A 20,601-nucleotide genomic window follows, 5' to 3' on the forward strand; every position below is an offset into this window, starting at 1 on the left:
GAGGTTGATGCGCCCAGAACCCCGGCGTGCGCTTGATGCGGCTGCTCTCCGAACCGCAGCAAGCGCATCAGACAGACGCAAGCCGGACTGCGTTGTTGCCGTCATGTGTTCCCTGATCAATTCTGTCTGGAAGCGACAGATGGTAGCAGAGAGGTACAATATTAGCCTTCACGGAGGCCGCCGGTCGAGCCGTCTAGTTGAGCGAACTGTCACATAAAACATGCTAATCGATCTAAAAAAATTCCCGAAGTATAAGAGAACTGACACAAGCGCCAAACTCGATACGTTGCGCCGACTGATCCAAGAAAATGTTTTGGCATCAAAGTATATGGATGCCCCGGCCGCGCGCCGGCTTATTGGAACGGCAATCAACTCTTTTAAAGAATTGCTAATTAAGGACCAGCAGGGCGCTAATCCAAATACCGTGCCGGACGCGAAACTCGTGCTCGCGTTTTTGTTCGACCTGACCTGCAATGCCGAATATTTGCACGACCGGCTAACCAATGATCGATGGATTTACTGCGACGCTCATGTTGAAGGTGAATCGCGGCAGCATGAGGCGTATTTTTCATTCCTTAAACAATGCCCGGACTGCTGTCTTTCGATGGGTCTTGATGCTAGAATTGAAAAAGCACAGCACAAACCGACCAGTCATCACATTGGGGAAATCACCTCTACCATAACGGTACTTCTACTGACGTTGCTTGCGAAGGCCACGGATGAAAATATTCAGCTCGCACCCATTGCGAAACAATCTCACGATGTGGACGCAGTTGTATTCAACGAAGATCTGTTGGTGCTCCTAGAGGTCAAGTCCTCACCTCTCGTGACTTTCCCGGTTGCCGCCAAGCTAGACGGATCGCTCACGAAGGAAGGCGAAGATGGACCGATTGAAGAAGCGCGACACGCTTTAGTGAACGTGGATTTTCGTAAGTATCCTTTGAGTCTATTTATTCCCCATCGTCAATTACATATTCCTCTGCCACACGTCGACGAAAAAGACTGGCCCTACGTTCCCCTCACCGACTGGATAAGTGTGCCGGAGAATTTTCTCGTGCTGTTTGAAGCATGGAAAGAGATATTCGAGGCTTACAGTGTTCCCAAAACCCAGCGTACCGGCTCACAGATATCACTTGGCTACATCGCTAATGGTTGGGGTGATGAGATCGACTCCAATAAAACGAAACCCGGTCTTGGGCGTACAGACGACGTTAAGAAAGGAACCTACCAGCTCATCAAATACGGTGCCTACTATGCACTGCAAACGCCGGATCTGACAATTAAGTCGGCGCTCGTCGCCAATTTGGATCCCCTCTTTATGCATGCGGCCTACCTTGAGAAACTCCTCGATATTCGCTGGGGCAAAAATGTCGACTTTCGTGATCTGCCAGAATTCGAGGAGTTTGCTATCAAGCGGGACCGCCTTAAATGGCTCTATGAGGGGATACTAACTTTCAACAACCCTCATATCAATGACGAGACGCTGCGGAAATTATTTAATTTTGATCGACTAGGCGAGTCGTTGCGTTACGGTCGTTTAAACACATTAATTGAGGAATGGATGACCATTCCCGTAGGTGGAAAAAATTAATTATGCCTGTTCTTAATGCATTAGCAATTCTGCGGAGCAACGTTGAGCAAGAAACCGATTTTTCACTAGCGCTTGAGGAAGCCAAAGCTCTATGCGGCGACGATTGCAAACCCGTCAAGAATGCGGACGCTCTCAGGCGGTCTCTGCCTGCTGAGCTTCGTGTGGTTGCAGAGAACGCACTTCTTGCGAACAACTTAAGCGCAGTAGCGGTCCGCATTAACAACGTTACATCTGCAACTCTGGCCGCCTTCGCTCTACGGACTGCATTTTTTCAAGAAATTGCGTTTTGGAGCAGCACTACGACGCTCCCGCAGTTTCCGCATCTACCAGCGACCGAATTGCCCGGTGGTCGCGCTATGGTTACCCTGTCCCTGTATTATGTCCTGGAGATCGAAGGGGTCTCCGCGGTGCAAGGCGATCTGCTCCGAGGACGACTTGAGTGCCTGTATGAGATTTTGCTATCTGAGGTCACGAATCCCGTGCCGAAATCGCATCGAATTGGTGGTGCGAAGCGGACGACACTGACACTCACACACGATCTCCACATCTATAAGGCGAAATTTTTCCCCCGAATGATTCGAGCGCTTCTAAATATTTATGCGCCGGAGCATGCCCGCGTGGTAGATCCTTTTTGCGGTAGCGGCACCGCATTGCTTGAAGCGAGCTTACTTGGGCTCGAGTCATACGGCATAGATTTCGACCCCATCTGCGAGCTCATCTCATCCTCGAAAGTCACGCCGTTTTTGAGTGCGACTGCGCTGAAGCAGGACCTTCATTTAGCACAAAAAGCGTTCGAAACGATAACGCCAACCGCTGACGATCATTCGGCGTTTCCCGAAGAGCTAGGAATAAAGCTTAAGAACCGCGATCGGAAATTCGGGACCCGCGAGTTCGAGGAAGTAACCAGCGATGCTGTGCTCTTGAGGGGGCTTTACCGCTCGATCAAAAACGTGTTGTCGACGGCAATCGTACCGGTGCTCGCAAGCGATGCCCTTACGAAAAAAGTGCGCTACCGCTATGTGGGTATCGGCAACGGGGCTTACACCGTTGAGGTCCTTCGATTACGAGCAGTCGACCGTTTCCGCGAAAAGGCAATGCGCTGCGTCGAGCTATGTGATGTATTCGCCGAACTCTCAGGGATTTTGCCGTGGAAGCTGGGCAAGACCAGCGCACGAAGAGGGTCGGCCGGCGACTTCTCCACTTGGGGCTTGAAAAAGGCGGTAGACATAGTCATAACCAGCCCACCGTATTTGCCAGCGTCTTCTGGACGTGAACACTATACGTCGTCACGTGCGCTGTCCTTTTTTGCAGTCGACGCCCCAGCGATGGCTTCGAAGGCGCCTCCCTCTTCAACGGAATGTCCCAGCGAAGAATGGTTCGATGCGCCCGAGATTGCCGCCTTAATCCAGTACCTAGGTGCCGATCAAGGAATTGGGAATCTGCAGACTGATGCAATGCGCTCGATCTGGAAGCTCAAGCCCACTATCGAGTATCTGCACCTGATCAAAGATTTTTTCTCGGCGGCGAAGACCGCCCTTAAAGGAGATGGCCTGTTGCTGTTAGTTGTTGCGACGCAGCACGTCTTCTACTCTCACAAAAGAAAAGAGATTGAGCACGTGGTGAATTGCGGCCAACTCTACTCGGCACTGGCGATTTCATCTGGATTTAGACTGGAGCGCGAAATCAAACTCCAACTTACGAAACACGCAGCAAGTATGGCTCGGCCTCAGGCAAAGGACGAATACTTCGAAAGCGTGCTGGTGTTCAGACAACAGTCGTTACAGTGAGCGAAGAACATGCGATACAGGAGCAGAATCGTGCCCGGGTCGGGTACGTAGCGCCCCCAGCGACGCTGTGGCTCGCGTCTGCGCTGGGCGCGCCCGCGCTGCTCAGCATTCACCACTACATTTCCTCCTTCGAAGCGCTCTGGTAAGCGAACACGCCTTTCGAGCCCGGATGGCGGATTTTGTTTTTCCCTGTTCAGAAGCCGGACCTGGTTGGTATTCGGAGAGTTGCGGCCGGACCAATAGGTCCGTCGCAACGACTCTGATGCCCTACCATTGGGGGCTATGTGTTTTTCTTTTTTCCGTAGGGAATGCTCTTTTCAGATATTCGAATCAATACCCTTGAAAAATCCCGAGATCAAACGCGCCGGCATCAGGTCTCCCGCGAAGCTCGCCCAGTGCGCGGGTGAAAGCCAGGACTTCCACTGCGCCATCTGCATCGTCAGATTGAGTTTCAGCTTTCTGAAAACATAGATCTGGTCCGCAAGACCAAGACCACCCAGCACGGCCATATAGTCGGTGAAGGGATTGTCGCCATCGAAGATATTGTCGAGTGACGTTGCAACGTTCGATACCGTGTCCACCACGGTTCCAAGCGCCGCTCCCGCGGCCGAGACTGCGGCTGCCACCGGCAGCGCCGCGGCAGCCGCACCCGCCCCACCCGCGACCGCCCCCACCGGACCCGCGATAGCACCACCTCCCACGGCACCGGCAACCGCAGCCGCGCCTTCTGTCACGGCGAACCCGAGACTCGCCCCCGTCTGCGCGGCCGCCGTGCTCAAGCCCTGGCTGATCGGCAGATACACCAGCGACGAAAGATCGGCAACCGTAAACGTTACGTCGATCGCCAGTGCCCGCCCATCGTTATTGAATCCGAGATTGCCCGTGCCTCGTGTCACGGAGAGACTGTCGATGATGCCGAGCCGTATCTGGCAGCGACCACGGTCGTACAGTTCGCAGATGAATGGTGCCGTATAGGACTGCCGGCCGGTGGCAAGTGGCAACGCGCCTGCGATCAGCATCGCGAGCGGGATGTAGAGGTTGATGAGCTGCGAGACCGGATTGCCGTAGGGGCTTACGAGGTTGACGGTATAGCTCGTGCGGGCGAGTGATGCCGAGGCCGACTGCCAGTGCCGCGGGATATCGACGAAGGCCGAGCCGCCCAGCGCGGCCAGGCCCGATAGCCCCATGCCGCCGGCGATACCGGACGCAAAGTCGAGTGCATCGTTCACCGCACTGCCGACGAGTCCCAGCACGCCACCACTCGCGAGATTGCCACCAGCCGCATCGAAGCGCGTCGTGCGTGCCTGGCTCGACATGCTGTTGATCTTGTTTGCGATCTCGGAATCCGCCGTCTGGTTCTGGAATGAATCCGTGACCGCCCCGGTCGCGTTCACGCGGAAACTGACGAACGATCCGCCATCGTTGAGCTCCGCGTTCAGGAAATCGAAAAACCCGGCGTTCTCGCTCTGGGACTGTGAAAAGTTCTCCGTGACCGAATCCAGCGTCGCGTTATCCTGCGTCTGGGTAACGGCTGTTGACGCGCCTGATGTGTCGGCGCTGGTTGTGCCGGTGGAGTCTGCTGGCGCGCTCGTGCCTGGCGCACTGTCATCGCCGCCGCCGGCCGGCTTCACCTGCGCATTGGCGACCGTGCCAAACCACTGCGAGATATAGTCGCTGAATGAGCGTGCGCCGGTATCGGCGAGCTTGTTGCCAGGACTGAAGAGGTTCTGGATGACCGAGGCGAGATTCTGGCTCGTAAGCGCACCGGTATCCATCGCAGCCTGATACATCGCAATCTGCTTCGCCTCCAGCCGCCGTGCACGCGTCGACATCTTGTAGACGTCGATTCCGCCTCCATTGAAAAAGATGTCCGGCCACGCCGCCTGCATTTGTGCAATACCTGCTGCATCAAACTGGTACTGATCGCCAAGCCCCGGAATGTTCGTCACGTCCGCGCCAACCACCGCGTCGCCGGCGCGCGGAATGACCCCGAGGTTCACGGCAATCTGGTTGACGATCGTCTGCACGATCTGCCAGTACACAGGCATCGTGCGCTTCAGGTAATAGAACTTCGAGGAGGGCTTGTTCATGAGGAAATTCAGGCCCACGCCGGCCAGATGAAACGCGAGCAGCCTCCAGCTCATGAGCGACACGACGAACCCGGCTGCCTTGCCCAGCGTGTAGAAGAAGGTCGTGCCGCGCCCGGTTCTTGCGAGCACTCCTGCTCCACTGTTATAAAAGCTCGTAAAGAACTGCGTGAGTGAATTGAACTGGGGCACGCCAAAGCTCATGTGGATGACCTGGGCGTTGTCGTCGATCGCCTCGCTGTAGTAGATGCCAAGACCGTTGCTGCCATTCAGTCGCGAAGGTGCCTTGGGATCGGCATGACGCGTGAATTGCGGCGGTGGATTGATGGCGATGTTGCCGCCCGGGCGCGTGTCGACATACTTGAGCGCCGCGCTCGTGAAAAAACGGTTCGAGGCATCGGGGCTGCCCGTTGCAAAACTGGATGAAGGCACGAGAAACGACTGCCTCACCCAGCTGACGTCACTGCCCTGGGTATCGAGTGTGTTGAGATTGGATATCATGGAGGAGTCCTATGTTTCATGATGTGCCCGGAGGAGTGGCATGCTTCCCCGGGCGGCCGTCAGACCATGCCGTCAGGCCATCTTCGCCATGGAGACGGGAGCCGTTGGCATCGGTCGCGACGTTGAAGGCAGCGACTGGACCGTGCTGGCTGCCGCCGCATTGGCACCCGCCGCCAGGTTTCCGGCACCGGAGCGCGCACCCTGCTTCACCGCCTGCTGCATCAGGTCGTACATGGCCTTCAGAACGTCCAGTGCCTGTTCGTGAACCTTGAGCGACCTGTCCAGCGTTTCTCCCACCCCACCCAGCGCGTCCATGTGCTCGTCATGCTGGGCCTGCTGGATCGTCATGAGGGATTTCGGGCCCTGGTCGATCAGCTTGACGGACCCCGGCCCGAAACCAAACTGCGCGAACGGCGCGGCTGGCGAACCGCCCGCGAAGGGGATTTTCGAGGGCACATTGCTGATCGCCCCAGCCAACCTGGTCCGCGCAACCGAGGCGTCAGCCAGGGTCACCGCCGCGGCAACTGCTGGCTGCCTGGGTACGACGCTCAGAGGGTCACCCTGCGAGGTGTTCGTTACCGGGATCATGGCCCCCGCCGTCGCGGATTTCGACGCGGTGGCTGGACCAGCAGCGGAAGCGGCGGTGGCACTTCCCGCACCGCCGACTCCAGTCATGCCCGGCGTTGTTGGGGCGATTGCCGCCGCGCCCGTCGCAGGACTGGGCGCTTTCGCAGATGCCGGCGAAGCCGGTTTCGCCGGTCCGGCGTCCGCCGGAGCGTTAGTTGCATTTGCACCTACCCCCGAGGCACCCGGCGCCGGCGCCTTGATGGCGGTGTCCGCAACGCCCGCGCCCTTGCCGGTTTTAACTGGCGCGGATGCAACGTCAACCGCGCCTGTCGTCACCCCTGTCTGCTTCAGGCCGAGCTGGACCCGCCGGCCGATCTCCGCATAGACCCCGGCCACCGAGCGATGGGAACCATCCCTGTTGAAGAAGATCGACCGATTCGCGGCCGCGGGCCCTGGCATGAGCGCTACAGCGTCCGTGCCGGGATCGGCCTTGAGAAGCTGCTTCGCACCACCGGGACCCAGAAAGTGCGCGAGATAGACATCCGTCGGTGTGATGGTAGCCTTCACGCCCTTGAGCGCCGCGACGTTTTCCTTGATGAACTCGGCACCCATGAGGGCGCTCGCGCGCGGATCGGTCTGTGGCGTGTTGGGCGGAATGTCGTACTTCGACCCGTACTTCCTGAGCATCGTCTGCCAGGTGCTGTTGATGAACTGGAACAGACCCGACGCGCTGCTCGTGCCCGCCTTCGCGGACGGATTGAACGCGGACTCGATCGCACCGATCGCTGCGAGCAGGATCGGATCGACGCCCACCATCGACGCGGCCTTGCCGATCAGATCCTTGACGGCGCTCCAGCCGCGGCCGATCGGCAGCGGCAACTGGCCAATCCTGCCGCCCAGTGCCTGCAAGCCCGTGCGGATCGCACCGCCTGCAGCACCCGCCACACCGGCTACGGTTTCCTTCACGCCGGAAACAACCTTCCCCGCCATAGTTCCAACCGCGGTGCCCGCGCGCTTCGCGACATCCCATGCCCTGCTGGCACCACCTGCGGCAGCACTCTCCACCCCCGAGATCAGGTTGCCCGCCACATCCTTGACGCTGTCCCACATGCCAGCCATGAGGCTCCCAACCGTTCCCACGCCCGACTGGATCCTGTCGGTCAGCAGGTCGGTCCAGCCCTTGCCCTGATCCCTGGCTGGTGTCGACGCGGGTGTTACGTCCCGTGCCGTTTGCAATCGCTGCGCGGCGTCGGCTTTCTTCTTCTGGTCGGCTGCTGCCTTGCCCGCTTCGGTTGCAACACTACTTGCGGCCGCGGCACCCACCTTCAGCGCGGCCGCCTTTCCCGTCGAAGGTTGATCCGCGCGCATGCTGTCGATCGCAGCCTGCGCGGCGGCAACGTAGGTGGCCACCTCCTTTGGCCCCGCATCGAGCGTCAGGCTACGGTGAAGCGTGAGAATCGATCCATGAAATGGCGAGCGCATTTCCTTGTATGGACCAGTGGGCCACGAAACCGCCTTCAGATATTGCTGCCGGTCCTCCTTCCTGCGCAGCCGCTCGTCGACCTCAGGAAGACTGATGTTCTGCCCCATCGATTTCAGAACCGTCAGGTGCGTGCAGAAAACCGGCTTGAAACGACGCAGATACCAGGTCGCGAAGTTCGCCACTTCGCCCCTGTTGGCCGGGTCGATGTCAAACGGAGCGACGATCTCTCTGAAATTGATGGATTTGCCACTGACGTCCGCGCGGCCGTTCCGGTAGTACACACCCTTCATCAGGGTGTCCTCGAGAGTAAGGATTGCCTTGACGCTGTCGTGGTCATCGGGCAGGAAGCCATACTGGGCGATGCGCACACTGGCGAGCGCCCCAGGCTTCTTCTCGAGCAGTCGCCTGATACCGCGATATGCCAGATAGCCCGCCCCCGCGACGGCAGCAGCACCGAGCACCACGGGCAGAGACAGAAAGCTGCCCACCGCGGCAAGCCCACCACCAATCACTTCGCCCGCAGTGGCGAGTCCTCCTGCCAATCCTCCCATCCCGGCAAGCGATCCACCCAGGCCGAGTGTCCCGGTCGCGCCGGCGGCGGCAAGACCTTCGCCGGCAAGCGCCTCGGCGCCCCCCGTCAGTGCGGTGCGCCCCAGCACGCTCCCAATGCCCCGGCCCAGCAGCTTCCTGCCACCACCAGCGAGCGCTCCCAGACCACGCCCCGCCCGCTTCACACCCTTCATCGCTCCCTTTAGCAGCCTGCCGCCTCCCCATCTGCCAAGCTTGCGTTCCAGCCAGTTTTGCGCGTCGCCCATCAGACCGCTGCCGTCCTTCCCATCCTCACCTTCACCATCGCGCTTGCCGCGCCCCCTGAGCCGGCCAAGCAGGCTGCCGAGCCCGGCAAGGAGCCCCTTGCTGCCGCCTGCCTCTCCGGTCGCAGCGCCACCGGGCTTTTCCCTGTCAGCAAGACGGCGTTTACGCTCGAGGTCTTCCCATGAGTTGGTGATAACGCCGGTGCCCTCCTGATCGCCGACGAGACGCTTGCGTGGCTTTGGCAGACGCTCGAACAGGATGTCGCGGATTTCGGTCAGGCGCTGCGTGATGGTCTTCGAACCGGCAAAGACAATGCCGTCCGGTCCCATCATCCTGTTGAACCAATCCGAAAGCCCCCTGAATGGCGAAAGCGCGAGATCCTTGAGAACGCCAGCCCCCTTTCTGATCGCCTTGAAATAGCCCTTTACCGGCGCCATGACCAACGCCGCGAGCTTCATGAGCGGCGTGCGGATGGGATGCCCCTGTGCATCGACCAGGCCGCGCGCGAGGTCCTCTTTCCTCAGTACGACCTTCGGATAGCTCCGGTCGCTATAGTCGACTACCGGCCCGTCGATCATGCCGGGGCGCAGGATGACCTTGTCTTCGTGCAACTGTGAGCGGTAGGCGCCCGCGCGCATCATGATGGCCAGCAACCTCGGCTCGGTCTCGCCCTTGACGTAGATGTCGACGGGCGGGTCGAGATATTCGAGACCACGTCTGGCAAGCGCAATGCCCTTTGTGACGGTCTTCGCCGCCATCGAGAAGACGTCGCCCGTCATGAACTCAGCAGCGCGGCCAATGAGCTTGCGGCCCGCGCCAAAAGCCGAGATGAGTTTTGCCTTCAACCGCCCCTTCGCATAGGCGCGTTTGATGTCTTTCGATTGCAGCACGACATTGTCATTGTCGGCGCTGTCAATCACATCGCCCTTGATGTCCTTGTACGAACGGATGACGGCACCGGTCGCCCTGTCGCGGTAGTGGCCAAGTCGCATTTTCCAGGCAAGCAGTACCGGCTCGCTGGATTCGGGCAGGTAGACATCCTTCAGGCTCGCGACGTAATCGAGCCCCTTCTGGCCGCCCTCCTTCGCGAGATCAACGCCACCGCGAATCATGCGCGCGCCGAGATGTTCGGACTTCGTCATCCAGTCCCAGCCCGTGCGCACAGCCGATGTCGCTGCCTGCCGCGCGCCCCGCAGCGTGTCGACACCCGCGCTGGCAAGATCGCGCACGGTCCAGTCCGAAAAGCGCTTGCCCCAGCGCGAACCTTTCAGCCTCTCACCGAGTTCGCCAAGCCTGCCTGCCGCACCGCTTGCTGCACGACCGGCGGCGCCCTTGATGCGACCGCCGATTCCGGAGACATCCGGTACGTGAAACAGCCCCTCCTCGATCTTTTTCTGGATGACAAGGAGCGTCTCGTAGATTTTCGCGACCAATGGCTTGCTGCTGTGCTCCCTGAATTGCTCCCTGAGCACATCAATGACGGCGCCCATCGGTCCATGCACCGCGCCCGCGGTATCGGCAGGCGTGAAGCGCCGCCCCGCCCCGAACGCCGGAACCGCGCCAGGCTGCAACGACCTTCCCCACTTCTGCTGCAGGAAGCGTTCAACATCGTGCGCGGTACTGCCATGCCGCTGCACAGGCATGGGCTCTTCCTGCAGCGCCATGCTCGCCGTTTGCACCTGCGCGGACGGCTGGATGCTGGCGATGCCTGTGACACCTGCGGCAGGAGCGATGGCTGGAACCACGCGGCGCGCGCCACCCGTGAACGGTTGGGAAACGACAACGCCGGCACGCCGTGTCTTCGTGGTTGCCTTCGCGCGGTGCGGCGGCACGCGCGCGAATGTCCTGATGGGGCGCGGAGCATGACGACGCGCGGCCATCGGCGCGACACCTGAAATCCCTGCAGAGCCCGGGGTTCCCCGCAGATCGCCTGCGCCCGGCTCAACGCCCGGCGTGTATTCTCCGGACAGGTACCAGTCAATCAGCCGGTTCTGGTCGATCATGCCGTCCTTAACGATACCGGCGTCTTCGGCGAACTCGAGCATGCCGGCATTGATGAGGCTCTGGACCATCTCGCGCGGATCGGCAATGCCCCCACCCAGATAGGCGAAGCGCGCATGAAACGCCTTCTGCCTCTCCTCCCGATCCTGCGAGGCATAGTTCTGGAACAGCTGGGCAAACGTGCCCGCGTGCTTCGCCTCGTCGCCGGCATAGCTCCACAGATCGCTGTAACGTTTGAGCGACCCGGTACGGTTGGCAAAGTTGTCGCGCACAAGGCGCCGGATCAACATCTGCCGCTGCTCCGCGCTCAGCTTTACGCCACTGTTTTTTTCCAGATCATCGATGAGTGAGCCGGCGTGCTCCTGGACGTGTTGCCGGTCGCGCGGCTGCACAATCGACTCGAATGCGCGTTTGAAGGTCAGTGAACGCTCGCGGAACCGGTTGCCTGACCAGTCGAACGATGTAAGCTCGACTTTCGTGTCTCCCGTGCGCAGGATCTGCAACTCGCGATAGATCCGCGCGAGAAACCCGGGGATGATTTCGGTGATCGACTTTCTGACGAGATGCGTAAAAGGTGCGGGCTCCTGCAGGTTGCGCAGGTTGTCGACGTGGACGCCCGTCTGCACCGCGTTCGCCCTGATGATCTGGTTCTTCAGCCACTGTACGGCCGAGCCCACCACCGGCGTGTCGTTGAGCCTGTCCGAATACGCGAACTCGGTCAGATGCTGGGGCACGCTCTGCGCGAAGTGACCGGCCGTGTGGCCGTGCCGCTCAATGAAGTCGCCAACGCGCGTGCCCTTGAGCGTGCGGCCAATGCGTGACCCGAGCACAGAAGCGAGACCCTGGGCCGCAAGACCGCCCGCCATGTCCCCGGCCATCTCCGCCTTCGATGGCCCGATTCCGTCCATCCCCGACATGCCGGCGCCCACGTCTGCCATGCCAAGACCCATCTGTGCGCTACCGACGAGGTTGCGCAGCGATGAGGTAAGTGACGACCTGATCTGTCCGGTCAGTGCCCGCATGAAGTTGCTGCGCTGACCGAGAAACCAACTGCCCGCATTGCCCATGAACTTGTTGCGCAACAGCGTCGGCCAGTCCTCGCGCATCTTCACCTTGAGCAGATCGGGCAGCGCGGTGTTCTTCTGGATGTTTTCGAGCAGCTCACGCGTGGCCACGCCCTGTTTTCTCTGCTCCATCAGCGCATCCATCGCCACGAAGTAGTGGCGCAGCTGCACTTCAAGCGACTTGCGCTGGTAGTTGACCGTCACACGGTCCTGATAGTCTGCAAGCCGCTGCAGCGCGAGTCTGATCGAGTTCAGATGTCCAAGCTGGCTGTTCGTGCGATCGGTCTCGATCTGCTTCAGGATATCGGCTTCGGCCTTGTCCTCGGCACGTTGTTGCGCCTGCGTCTGCGCCTGGTAGCTGAAGATGTCCCCGAGTGTCGCCTGCAGCGAGGCATGACGCGCGGCCTCGGCAGACAGGCCGGTGGTGCCTGTGTCCGCCGATTCCGCCCAGGATTTGAGGCGGTCCTGCGCGCTTTTCGGCAAAAACTTACCGCCAGCCGGCAAAAGTTTGCCGACGGCGCGCTTGAGTTCATTCTGGATCGGCTTTACTTCGCGTACCGAAGCATTGTATAGATCCCGGATCGATGATGCGGCCTCGTCTGCCCGGTCCAGCGCCTGTCCATAGCCGGTCGGCAATGCCGAGCGCAGCGTCCTGTTCAGAAATGACTTGCTGCGCACCCCCTCCCAGACACCGCCTGCACCGCCCTTGACGAACTCTTTCGCGTGCTTCGCGACCGGCACGCGATCATCCCGCTTTGCTTTCTCCCTGTAATTGAATTCCGGAATATCCAGATCTGCATCGAAGCCGAAACCGTCGTCGGCCTTGAACGATTTCTTTCTGAACATGACGTTTCCCAGATCAGGTTGAAACCAGTGACTCCCTCATAGTTCTTCTCCGCTTGCATTCATTAACGGAGGATGTGCGCATGCCCGAGCGTTCTGCCATCCCCTTCAATATCCGGCTACTCGACCTCACTCCCGCGCGGCTGCAGAACATCCGCCCCGTCACCTCGCTCGAATTCTTCGATGGAAACAGCCAGAACTTTCATCCGGAAGGGCTTTTTTCGACGCTGATCTTTGGCAGGGTTGGTGACGAAAAGCGCTCGCTGCGGTTTTCGTATATCGATATCCGGGTACCGGTCTTTCACCCCGTCATCTATCGCGCGCTCACGAGCCTCAAGCAGCTGTACAAGGACGTTATCGCGGGCAGCCAGTACGCTGTGTGGAATGACGTAACGAAAGACTTCGATCGTAGCGACACACTTAACGGACAGACCGGGTTTCATTTCTTTGTTTCGCACTGGCACGACATCCAGTTCTCCGAAACAAAAAGCGACGAGCGTCAGGCAAAACTCCAGCTGCTCCAGAAATATCGCGAGAAGGCAATGACCTCGAAGATTGTCGTCATGCCAGCCGGCATGCGTGACCTCGAATTTACCGACGACGGGCGCATCCGGGAAGACGAGACGAACACGATCTACCGCTCGATCATCGCCCGCTCGAACAGCGTCAACGAAAACACCGTCAGACGCAATCCCGAACTCATCGACACCGTCCGCTACAGCCTCCAGACCACCTTCAACCAGCTCTATGACCATCTCGAAAGCATGGTCGAAGGCAAGCACAAGCTGCTGCTGGGGAGGTGGGCAAGCCGCCGGATCTTCGATGGCACCCGCAACGTTGTTACTGCCATGGATGCCTCGCAGAGCTATCTGGGCTCGACCGGCTCCACCGGTCTGAACGATCATGTGGCGGGCCTGTACCAGACGCTCAAGGCCGCCAGACCGCTCGCGGTCTATCACATCCGCGCGGGGTTTCTGCAGTCGGTTTTCCCGGGACCCAACGAGCCGGCCCGGCTCGTCAACCGGAAGACGCTCGGGAGCGAACCCGTGCAGTTACGGCCTGAATACTACGATCGATGGGCGACCATCGAGGGCATCGAGAAGCTGCTCACGCTCTTCGGCGAGGAGAGCCTGCGCCATCGGGTCATCGAGATCGATGGCCGCTATCTGGGTCTCATTTACAAGGGGCCCGACATGACCTTCCGGCTCATGAACAATATCGATGAACTGCCCGGCCATCTTGACCAGCAGCACGTCTTTCCCCTCACGTTCTGCGAGCTCCTTTACTGCTCCACCTACCGGCATATGAACAAGGTGGCGGCCTTTCTCACGCGCTATCCCATCACGGGCCTGGGGTCGGTTGTGCCGGGAAAGATCCACATGCGCACCACCATCCGCAACGAGATTCGCCGCGAGCTCGGCGCGGACTGGACGCCACTCGGCGAGGACTACGTTGCTCACGAGTTTCCTATCAGGGATGGTGAATTCATCAACAGCATTGTGGTCGCGCCCGCGCTTCTTGGCGAGCTCGGTATGGATTTCGATGGCGACACCGGATCGCTCAATCTCGCCTACACGGACGACTCGATCCAGGAGGTCGACGCGTTTCTCAGAAGCCGCAAGGCCTACATCGGACCCGATGGCAGACCGCTCAAGAGCTGCGCCGTCTCCACGGTCGATCTCGTCCTGCACAACATGACCGGCGACGCCTGACAGGCACCGTGACCTGAACCGGGCATCGCATCGGAGCATCGCATCGGAGCAGCTCATGGCCGTCCTCTTCGAGACGTGGTACCGGCAGTTTGGTGTACGTCGCTCCAACCAGCTCGTCCAGCCACCGCTGCCCGGCATGGACCGCCTCATCCTTCCACGACGCAGCCTGTTTCACTATCCTGGCACGGGCCCGCTCGATGACGGACCCGATGCGACACAGCTGGAGTTCAGGGGGATCACCCGCCCCATCCTCGTGCACCACGTGGTCAGGCAGTCCGTCAATCTGGGTAACCCGCGACCGTTACCCACGCCCGTCGCCACCCTCGCCTCACGCTTCTTCCAGAAGAAGCGCCGCTACAAGAAGCTGGTGAATTTCGAAACCGCCACGAGGGACGACAACACGCTATGCGTTTTCAACTATGCGTTCCTGTGGCGCACGTACCGCTATGCGCGCTCGATCTACGCCGGTACCTGGCAGTGGCACAACATCAACGAAACCCTCTGGATGCAGGTCACGGAAGTCGCCAGCCGCTCGAACCGCAACCAGTTCATACCCGTGGCGTTGCCAGCCGTCCTGCCATGTCTGACCGACCTTAAGCTCGGCGAAATGGGACAGCCGATGGGTCAAATGAGCCAGCGTCTGGTCAAGCGCTTTGCCGCCCACGAATCGCTCATGATCCTCGAGATCTGGAAATGGCTGGGAGAAAACCGCAAGGCTTCGATGATCTCCCATGTTCCCGACGACAGGCTCAGCCGCGTAAACCTGATCCTTGAGGAAAGCGGTCGCTGGTTCGTCGTCAATCTTGGCACGCTCAACGGCTGGCGCGTAGCCACGAAGGAAGAGCTCGAAGCGAATCCCGAAGCGAACCGGCACGGGTTCGAGCCCAACCGCATCCAGCGTTATTTCCTGCGCATGCTCATGACGCTCATGGAAGTGCGCACAGCCGCCGCGCCCGAAGTCAGCGCGCAAAGCGGCGCGGCGCGGGAGCCGTCGGCCGCACCGCCCGAAGAACCCGTAAATGTGGTGGACGAAACCAGTGCCGAGGCTGGCCCCGCCGGTGCCCACTTCGGTGATCAGGTCACCCGGACCGTCCAGCAGCCGCAGCAGCTACCCGACTCGCCTGCGTTCCATGCGACGCATCCCAGGCAGGCGCACGACGATCAGGAGGACGAACGCGAAGAAGACAACGCCAGGGTCGGGCGCGTCGCCGCCCGCCTGGCCGTTGCCCAGCATGAACCCGATGAACGCGGCGTCGACATCCACCCTGATGAGGAACTGGAGCAGCAGATCGAGGCCGACCTGCAGCAGCTCGAGCATATTGCTGGCCTCACGTTCTCCGACGAAGACACGACGGCCGGTCCGGCCGCACCAGCCGAAACAGCGGCGCCAGCTGGCCCCCTGGCACCAGAAGACGCGGTCATGAAAATCGCCGACCGTCTGGCCGCGCAGGGCATGATGAGCGCCGGCGAACACCGGCGCTACCAGACGCTCTCGCAGGCCTACAAAAAGATCGTTGCCCCGGATGGCAGGTCCACGCTCAGCGCCTTCGTCCAGATTCCGCCCGGGGACGTCCATATTGCCGAATCCCCCGCGATTACCGACATCCCCACGGTGCTCGACAAGACGATGCTCAGGTCGTCACTGCTCACCTTCGATCCGAAGTACATCAGGACCGTGATGCAGAAGGACATCGCCGGCATGGTCCTGAACCTCCAGCACGCGGGGCTGTGTGTCACCGGCTATGACGTCGAGGATGTCGACGACGTCATGGGCGCATACCGGATCCATACCGCACGCGTGGTGCCTATCGAAGGTGCAGCTTCCACCCTTCGCTTCCGGCTGCCCGTCGTCGACGAGGACGGTACCTTCACCAGCAACGGCGTGAAATACCGCATGCGCAAGCAGAAGGGGGACCTGCCCATCCGCAAGATCGCGCCGGGGCGCGTGGCGCTCACGAGCTATTACGGCAAGGTGTTCGTCTCACGCTCGACGAAACGGGTCAACGACTATGCTACGTGGCTCACCAACGCCATCATGGCAGCCGGGCTCGATCCGCACGCCGGTCTGGTTACGCAGATGCATACGGCGCCGGTGTTCGACAACCTCTTCGCGTGCCCACGCCTCTACAGCACGCTGGCCACGTCGTTCAGAAGTTTCCAGCTTGCTGGCTTCGAGTGGAACTTCGATCACACACGGCGCGAGACCCTCTATGGCACCGATACCCTGAGGCGCTACGAGCAACATGGTGAGCATGAAGGCGCCATCGTCTGCGGACAGTCGCTCACCGACCCGGCCGCGCTGGCTGTCATGGACCAGCATGGCGCGCTGCGCGAAGTGCGAGAGGGCAAGGAACAGCCGCTGCCCACCTTCGAAGCGATGCTGCAGCTCGATGCCACAAAAGCGCCAGTCGATTTCGCCGAAGTGATGGTGCTCGGGCGCGCTATTCCGCTTGGTCTCGTGCTCGGCTACGAGATGGGGCTGGAGCCCCTCATGAAGCTGCTGCGCGTCACGCCGCGGCGCGTGCCCGCTGGCCAGCGTGTGAGCCTGCAGCCCGAAGAATATGCCCTGGTGTTCGCGGACGAAACGCTCGTCTTTCCGAAGGCTAACACCTTCGCCTCGATGGTGCTCGCGGGCTTTAACGAATACCACCGCAGCATCCGCACCTTCAACGTTCACGAATTCGACCGCCGCGGCGTCTACCTGAATGTGCTCGAGTCCGGCGGACAGTCGCAACGCTACCTGCGCGAGATCGACCTGCAGTACCAGCTCTTTGTCGACCCGATTACGCGCGAGCTGCTCGTCGACATGAAGGAGCCCACGGACTATCAGGGACTGCTGCTGCGCGCCTGCGCGATGCTGCTCGCCGACCACCACCCCGACGAACTCGATTCGGCCTGGATGCGCATCAAGGGCTACGAGCGCATGGCCGGTGCGGTCTATTCGGAAATCGTGCGCTCGATCCGGGTGCATCACGGCCGGCCCGGGAGAAACCGTCTGCCCATCGACCTGAATCCGTTCCAGGTCTGGAAGAACGTGACGCAGGATCCCGCCAAGCTCCAGATCTCGGAAATCAACCCGATCCAGAACATCAAGGAGATGGAAGCCGTTACCTATTCGGGTGTCGGCGGACGTGGCGCGCGCAGCATGGTCAAGCACACGCGAGCCTATCACCGCAACGACATGGGCACGATCTCCGAGGCAACGACGGACTCAAGCGATGTCGGTGTCAATACGTACACGAGTGCGGATCCCCAGTTCACGTCGCTGCGTGGCATCTCGCGCCGCTACGAGACAGGCAGGACCGGTGCCACCGCCCTTTTCTCGACGTCGGCGTTGCTTGCGCCGGCCGCCGACCGCGACGACCCCAAGCGGGTGAACTTCATCAGCATCCAGGGCAGCCACAAGATCGCCTGCCGGGGCTATCACCAGCCCGCGCTGCGCACTGGCTACGAGCAGGTGATCGCCCACCGGACCGGCGATATGTTCGCCGTGACGGCGAAAAAACCCGGCCGCGTGATCTCGGTCGGCCCCGAGGGGATGAAGGTCCAGTACGAGGACGGTGAAACCCAGGGCATCGAGCTCGGGCGGCGTTTTGGCAACGCGGCGGGTCTCGTTGTTCCCCACCAGATCAGGACGCAGATGCGCGCGGGCCAGACGTTCAGTCCTGGCGACGTAATCGCCTGGAACGAGGGTTTCTTCGAGCCAGACATCCTCAACCCCGCGAACGTCGTCATGAAAACCGGCGTCTCCATCAAGACGGTTTTCATGGAGAACCCGATGACGCTGGAAGACTCATCCGTCATCTCGAAGGAAACCGCGGCGCTCCTGATGACGAAGCAGACCCGGGTAAGAACCATCGTCATCAATTTCGACCAGGAGGTCCACAAGCTGCGCAAGGTGGGAGACGAGGTTGGGTCCGACGATATTTTATGCGTCATTGAAGACGCTGTAACGGCTGGCAATCGCCTTTTTGATGAGGCATCGCTCGACACGCTACGCGTGCTGAGTGCGCAGACACCCCAGGCCAAGGCAAAGGGCGTCATTGAGCGCGTGGATGTGTTCTATCACGGTGAGGTCGAGGACATGTCGCCGACGCTCGCGAAGATCGTGGCGACAACGGACGCGCAGATGATTCGCCGCGCGCGTGCAACCGGAAGGAAGGCCTTCACGGGAAGCGTTGACGAGGCGTTCCGGGTCGAGGGCAATCCGCTACAGCTAGACACAGCCGCGATCCAGATCTATATCACCTCGGATGTGCCGGCGGGCGTGGGCGACAAGGGCGTGTTCGGCAACCAGCTCAAGACCGTCTTCGGCGAGGTGATGGAGCGCGACATGTTCACCGAATCGGGTGTGAAGATCGGCGCCGTGTTTGGCGCCAAGTCGGTGGCCGACCGGATCGTCTCCTCACCCGAGCTCATTGGGACCACCACCACGGTACTCGACGTGATCGCGATGGCAGCGGTCGACCTGTATAGATCGTGATGTCCCGGAGGGATGGACCATGAAATCGCGGGAATCGGAAAAGACGCTCGTCACGCTCGCCAATGCCACGACGCTCGTGCGCTGCATCGTCCAGGGCGTAGTGGGCAACGATCTGGCCGACACCTTCGCCGGCGCGCCGCTGACGAACGACGTCATCGACCAGCTGGCCCAGGCCCGCTTTCAGGCGGCCGTTCAGCAATACCTGTAGAAGGGTCTCGCCATCATGCTCAATGAACGCACCCTGCTCGCATCGCTCGCGCTGACCGAGCGGCTGGACGCGGCCGGCTTCGCTCTCCACCCGGTCGCGGGCACACCGCTCGCCGCCATGTGCGCGGCGACCACCTACGATACGGGACTCGCCCAGGTGCCGGACGGCAATTTCCAGACATATGCCACCCAGCTTGCGCAGAGAACCAGTCAGATCGATCCGCTCATGGACTGCTCCGAGCACGACGCGGTGCTCGATTCGATTGCGAACACCGCGATCGACGCAGTCAGGCGTCACGTCGCCTTTGCGCGCTCGGTCGTCGCACCCACAATCCAGAATCTCTACGAGCGCGTCAGGAACTCCGTCGAGAACCTGAGCGTCTCCTCCCTGCTCGGTCTTGAGGTGGAAGTCTGGCGCGAGCCAAAACCGGTGTTCAATACAGCGCTGCAAAGCGAGCTGCGCAAACTCGAAGACATCGCGCTCGATGATCCTCCCCTTTCCATGCGCATGCCCGACCTCACGATTGCGGAACTGATGGAGCTCATCAAGACCGGCAATGGCGGGCTTGACGCGGATATTGCCGAATGGGTCGCGACCATTGGTGACGAGTTCTTCATGCAGGTCTGGCGCGACTTCTTCCAGCAGCACATGCCCGAAGATGGCGAGCGCAATCGCACCTTCACCGAGCGGGTGACCGATCGTTTTACCGGCATGCCCGTCGCGCTCGCTGTCTACCTCCTTGCCCGCAAGCTACTCGACGAGAAGCCGCCTGAAGGTGTAGAGATGCCGCTGGCCAATTATCGTGCGCAGCTCGCCGGGTTCCGCAACCAGGCCGGCGGGGCGCTCACACGTGCGCTCGAGCGCATCGAGCGCGCGCTGAAAAATGGCCTTCTTGTCCGCGAGATCGCGGGCAGCAAGACCGTCGTCTACGAACCGGTCTACCGCGACTATCTGGAAAAAGGCGGCAGCAACGAAATGCTTTTCGCCAACGCCCTCTCGCGCCCTTTCATGATGTCCACCACCGATCTGCTCGAACACAAGAATGCACTCGCGAGCCGCTGGGCTACCCACAGCGCGCTGATCAGCACGGCAGAGTCCAACCAGCGTTACAACAAGGTCATCGAACTGCTGGAGCTGCATTTCCGTTCACAACTGAACGAAGCGACCGAAGGCGAAGACACCACGGCGCAGAACCGCGACACGGTGCTCAAGCTTTTTCGCGACTGCCTGAAGCACGTCACGGAGAGCGATCTGAACGACCTGTACGCCGTATGCCTGAAGCTCGTGTGCCGGGCGAGGTTCTACACCACCGACGCCGAGCGCATCCTGACCGGCATGGAGCTTGCGAGGGCGCGCAATCCCTCACTCTCGCCGCGCGAAGCCGCCACGGCCAGTATCGTCGACTACATCGCCTGGTGGGTCGCCACGCAGATGCGGCTTGCGAGCTGTTAGCTCCGGAGC

At 60.6% G+C, this 20,601-nt stretch carries 8 protein-coding genes; 6 read left to right on the plus strand and 2 right to left on the minus strand.

The window, feature by feature from the left end; genetic code table 11:
- The first annotated feature begins 220 nt into the window (after nt 1–220).
- Both HDG34_RS15700 and HDG34_RS15705 read left to right on the plus strand, forming a co-directional pair.
- Complete coding sequence (locus HDG34_RS15700; protein ID WP_184061167.1) at nt 221–1,591, plus strand: hypothetical protein; 1,371 nt, start codon at nt 221–223, stop codon at nt 1,589–1,591.
- Complete coding sequence (locus HDG34_RS15705; protein WP_184061168.1) at nt 1,558–3,378, plus strand: DNA methyltransferase; 1,821 nt, start codon at nt 1,558–1,560, stop codon at nt 3,376–3,378. Before HDG34_RS15700 ends, HDG34_RS15705 begins: the two co-directional genes overlap by 34 nt.
- 317 nt (nt 3,379–3,695) lie before the next feature.
- On the opposite strand, the gene HDG34_RS15710 is transcribed toward HDG34_RS15705, so the two are convergent.
- Together HDG34_RS15710 and HDG34_RS15715 are read right to left on the minus strand one after the other, a co-directional pair.
- The gene (locus tag HDG34_RS15710) at nt 3,696–5,966 is read right to left on the minus strand and encodes a hypothetical protein (RefSeq protein WP_184061169.1); all 2,271 of its coding nucleotides are present in this window, start codon (nt 5,964–5,966) and stop codon (nt 3,696–3,698) included.
- A 72-nt stretch (nt 5,967–6,038) separates the two neighbouring features.
- Complete coding sequence (locus HDG34_RS15715) at nt 6,039–12,740, minus strand: transglycosylase SLT domain-containing protein (RefSeq protein WP_184061170.1); 6,702 nt, start codon at nt 12,738–12,740, stop codon at nt 6,039–6,041.
- An 80-nt stretch (nt 12,741–12,820) separates the two neighbouring features.
- On the opposite strand from HDG34_RS15715, the gene HDG34_RS15720 reads away from it, so the two are divergent.
- The 4 genes from HDG34_RS15720 (at nt 12,821) to HDG34_RS15735 (ending at nt 20,592) form a co-directional block, all read left to right on the plus strand.
- The gene (locus tag HDG34_RS15720) at nt 12,821–14,449 is read left to right on the plus strand and encodes a hypothetical protein (RefSeq protein WP_184061171.1); all 1,629 of its coding nucleotides are present in this window, start codon (nt 12,821–12,823) and stop codon (nt 14,447–14,449) included.
- Between the two features lie 55 nt (nt 14,450–14,504).
- Complete coding sequence (locus HDG34_RS15725; RefSeq protein WP_184061172.1) at nt 14,505–18,932, plus strand: hypothetical protein; 4,428 nt, start codon at nt 14,505–14,507, stop codon at nt 18,930–18,932.
- A 19-nt stretch (nt 18,933–18,951) separates the two neighbouring features.
- Complete coding sequence (locus HDG34_RS15730; protein ID WP_184061173.1) at nt 18,952–19,140, plus strand: hypothetical protein; 189 nt, start codon at nt 18,952–18,954, stop codon at nt 19,138–19,140.
- Between the two features lie 117 nt (nt 19,141–19,257).
- Nucleotides 19,258–20,592, plus strand: coding sequence for a hypothetical protein (locus HDG34_RS15735; RefSeq protein WP_184061174.1), 1,335 nt, complete (start codon nt 19,258–19,260; stop codon nt 20,590–20,592).
- Nucleotides 20,593–20,601 lie beyond the last annotated feature (9 nt).

It is taken from the genome of Paraburkholderia sp. HC6.4b (genome assembly GCF_014200875.1).
GTDB lineage: Bacteria > Pseudomonadota > Gammaproteobacteria > Burkholderiales > Burkholderiaceae > Paraburkholderia > Paraburkholderia tuberum.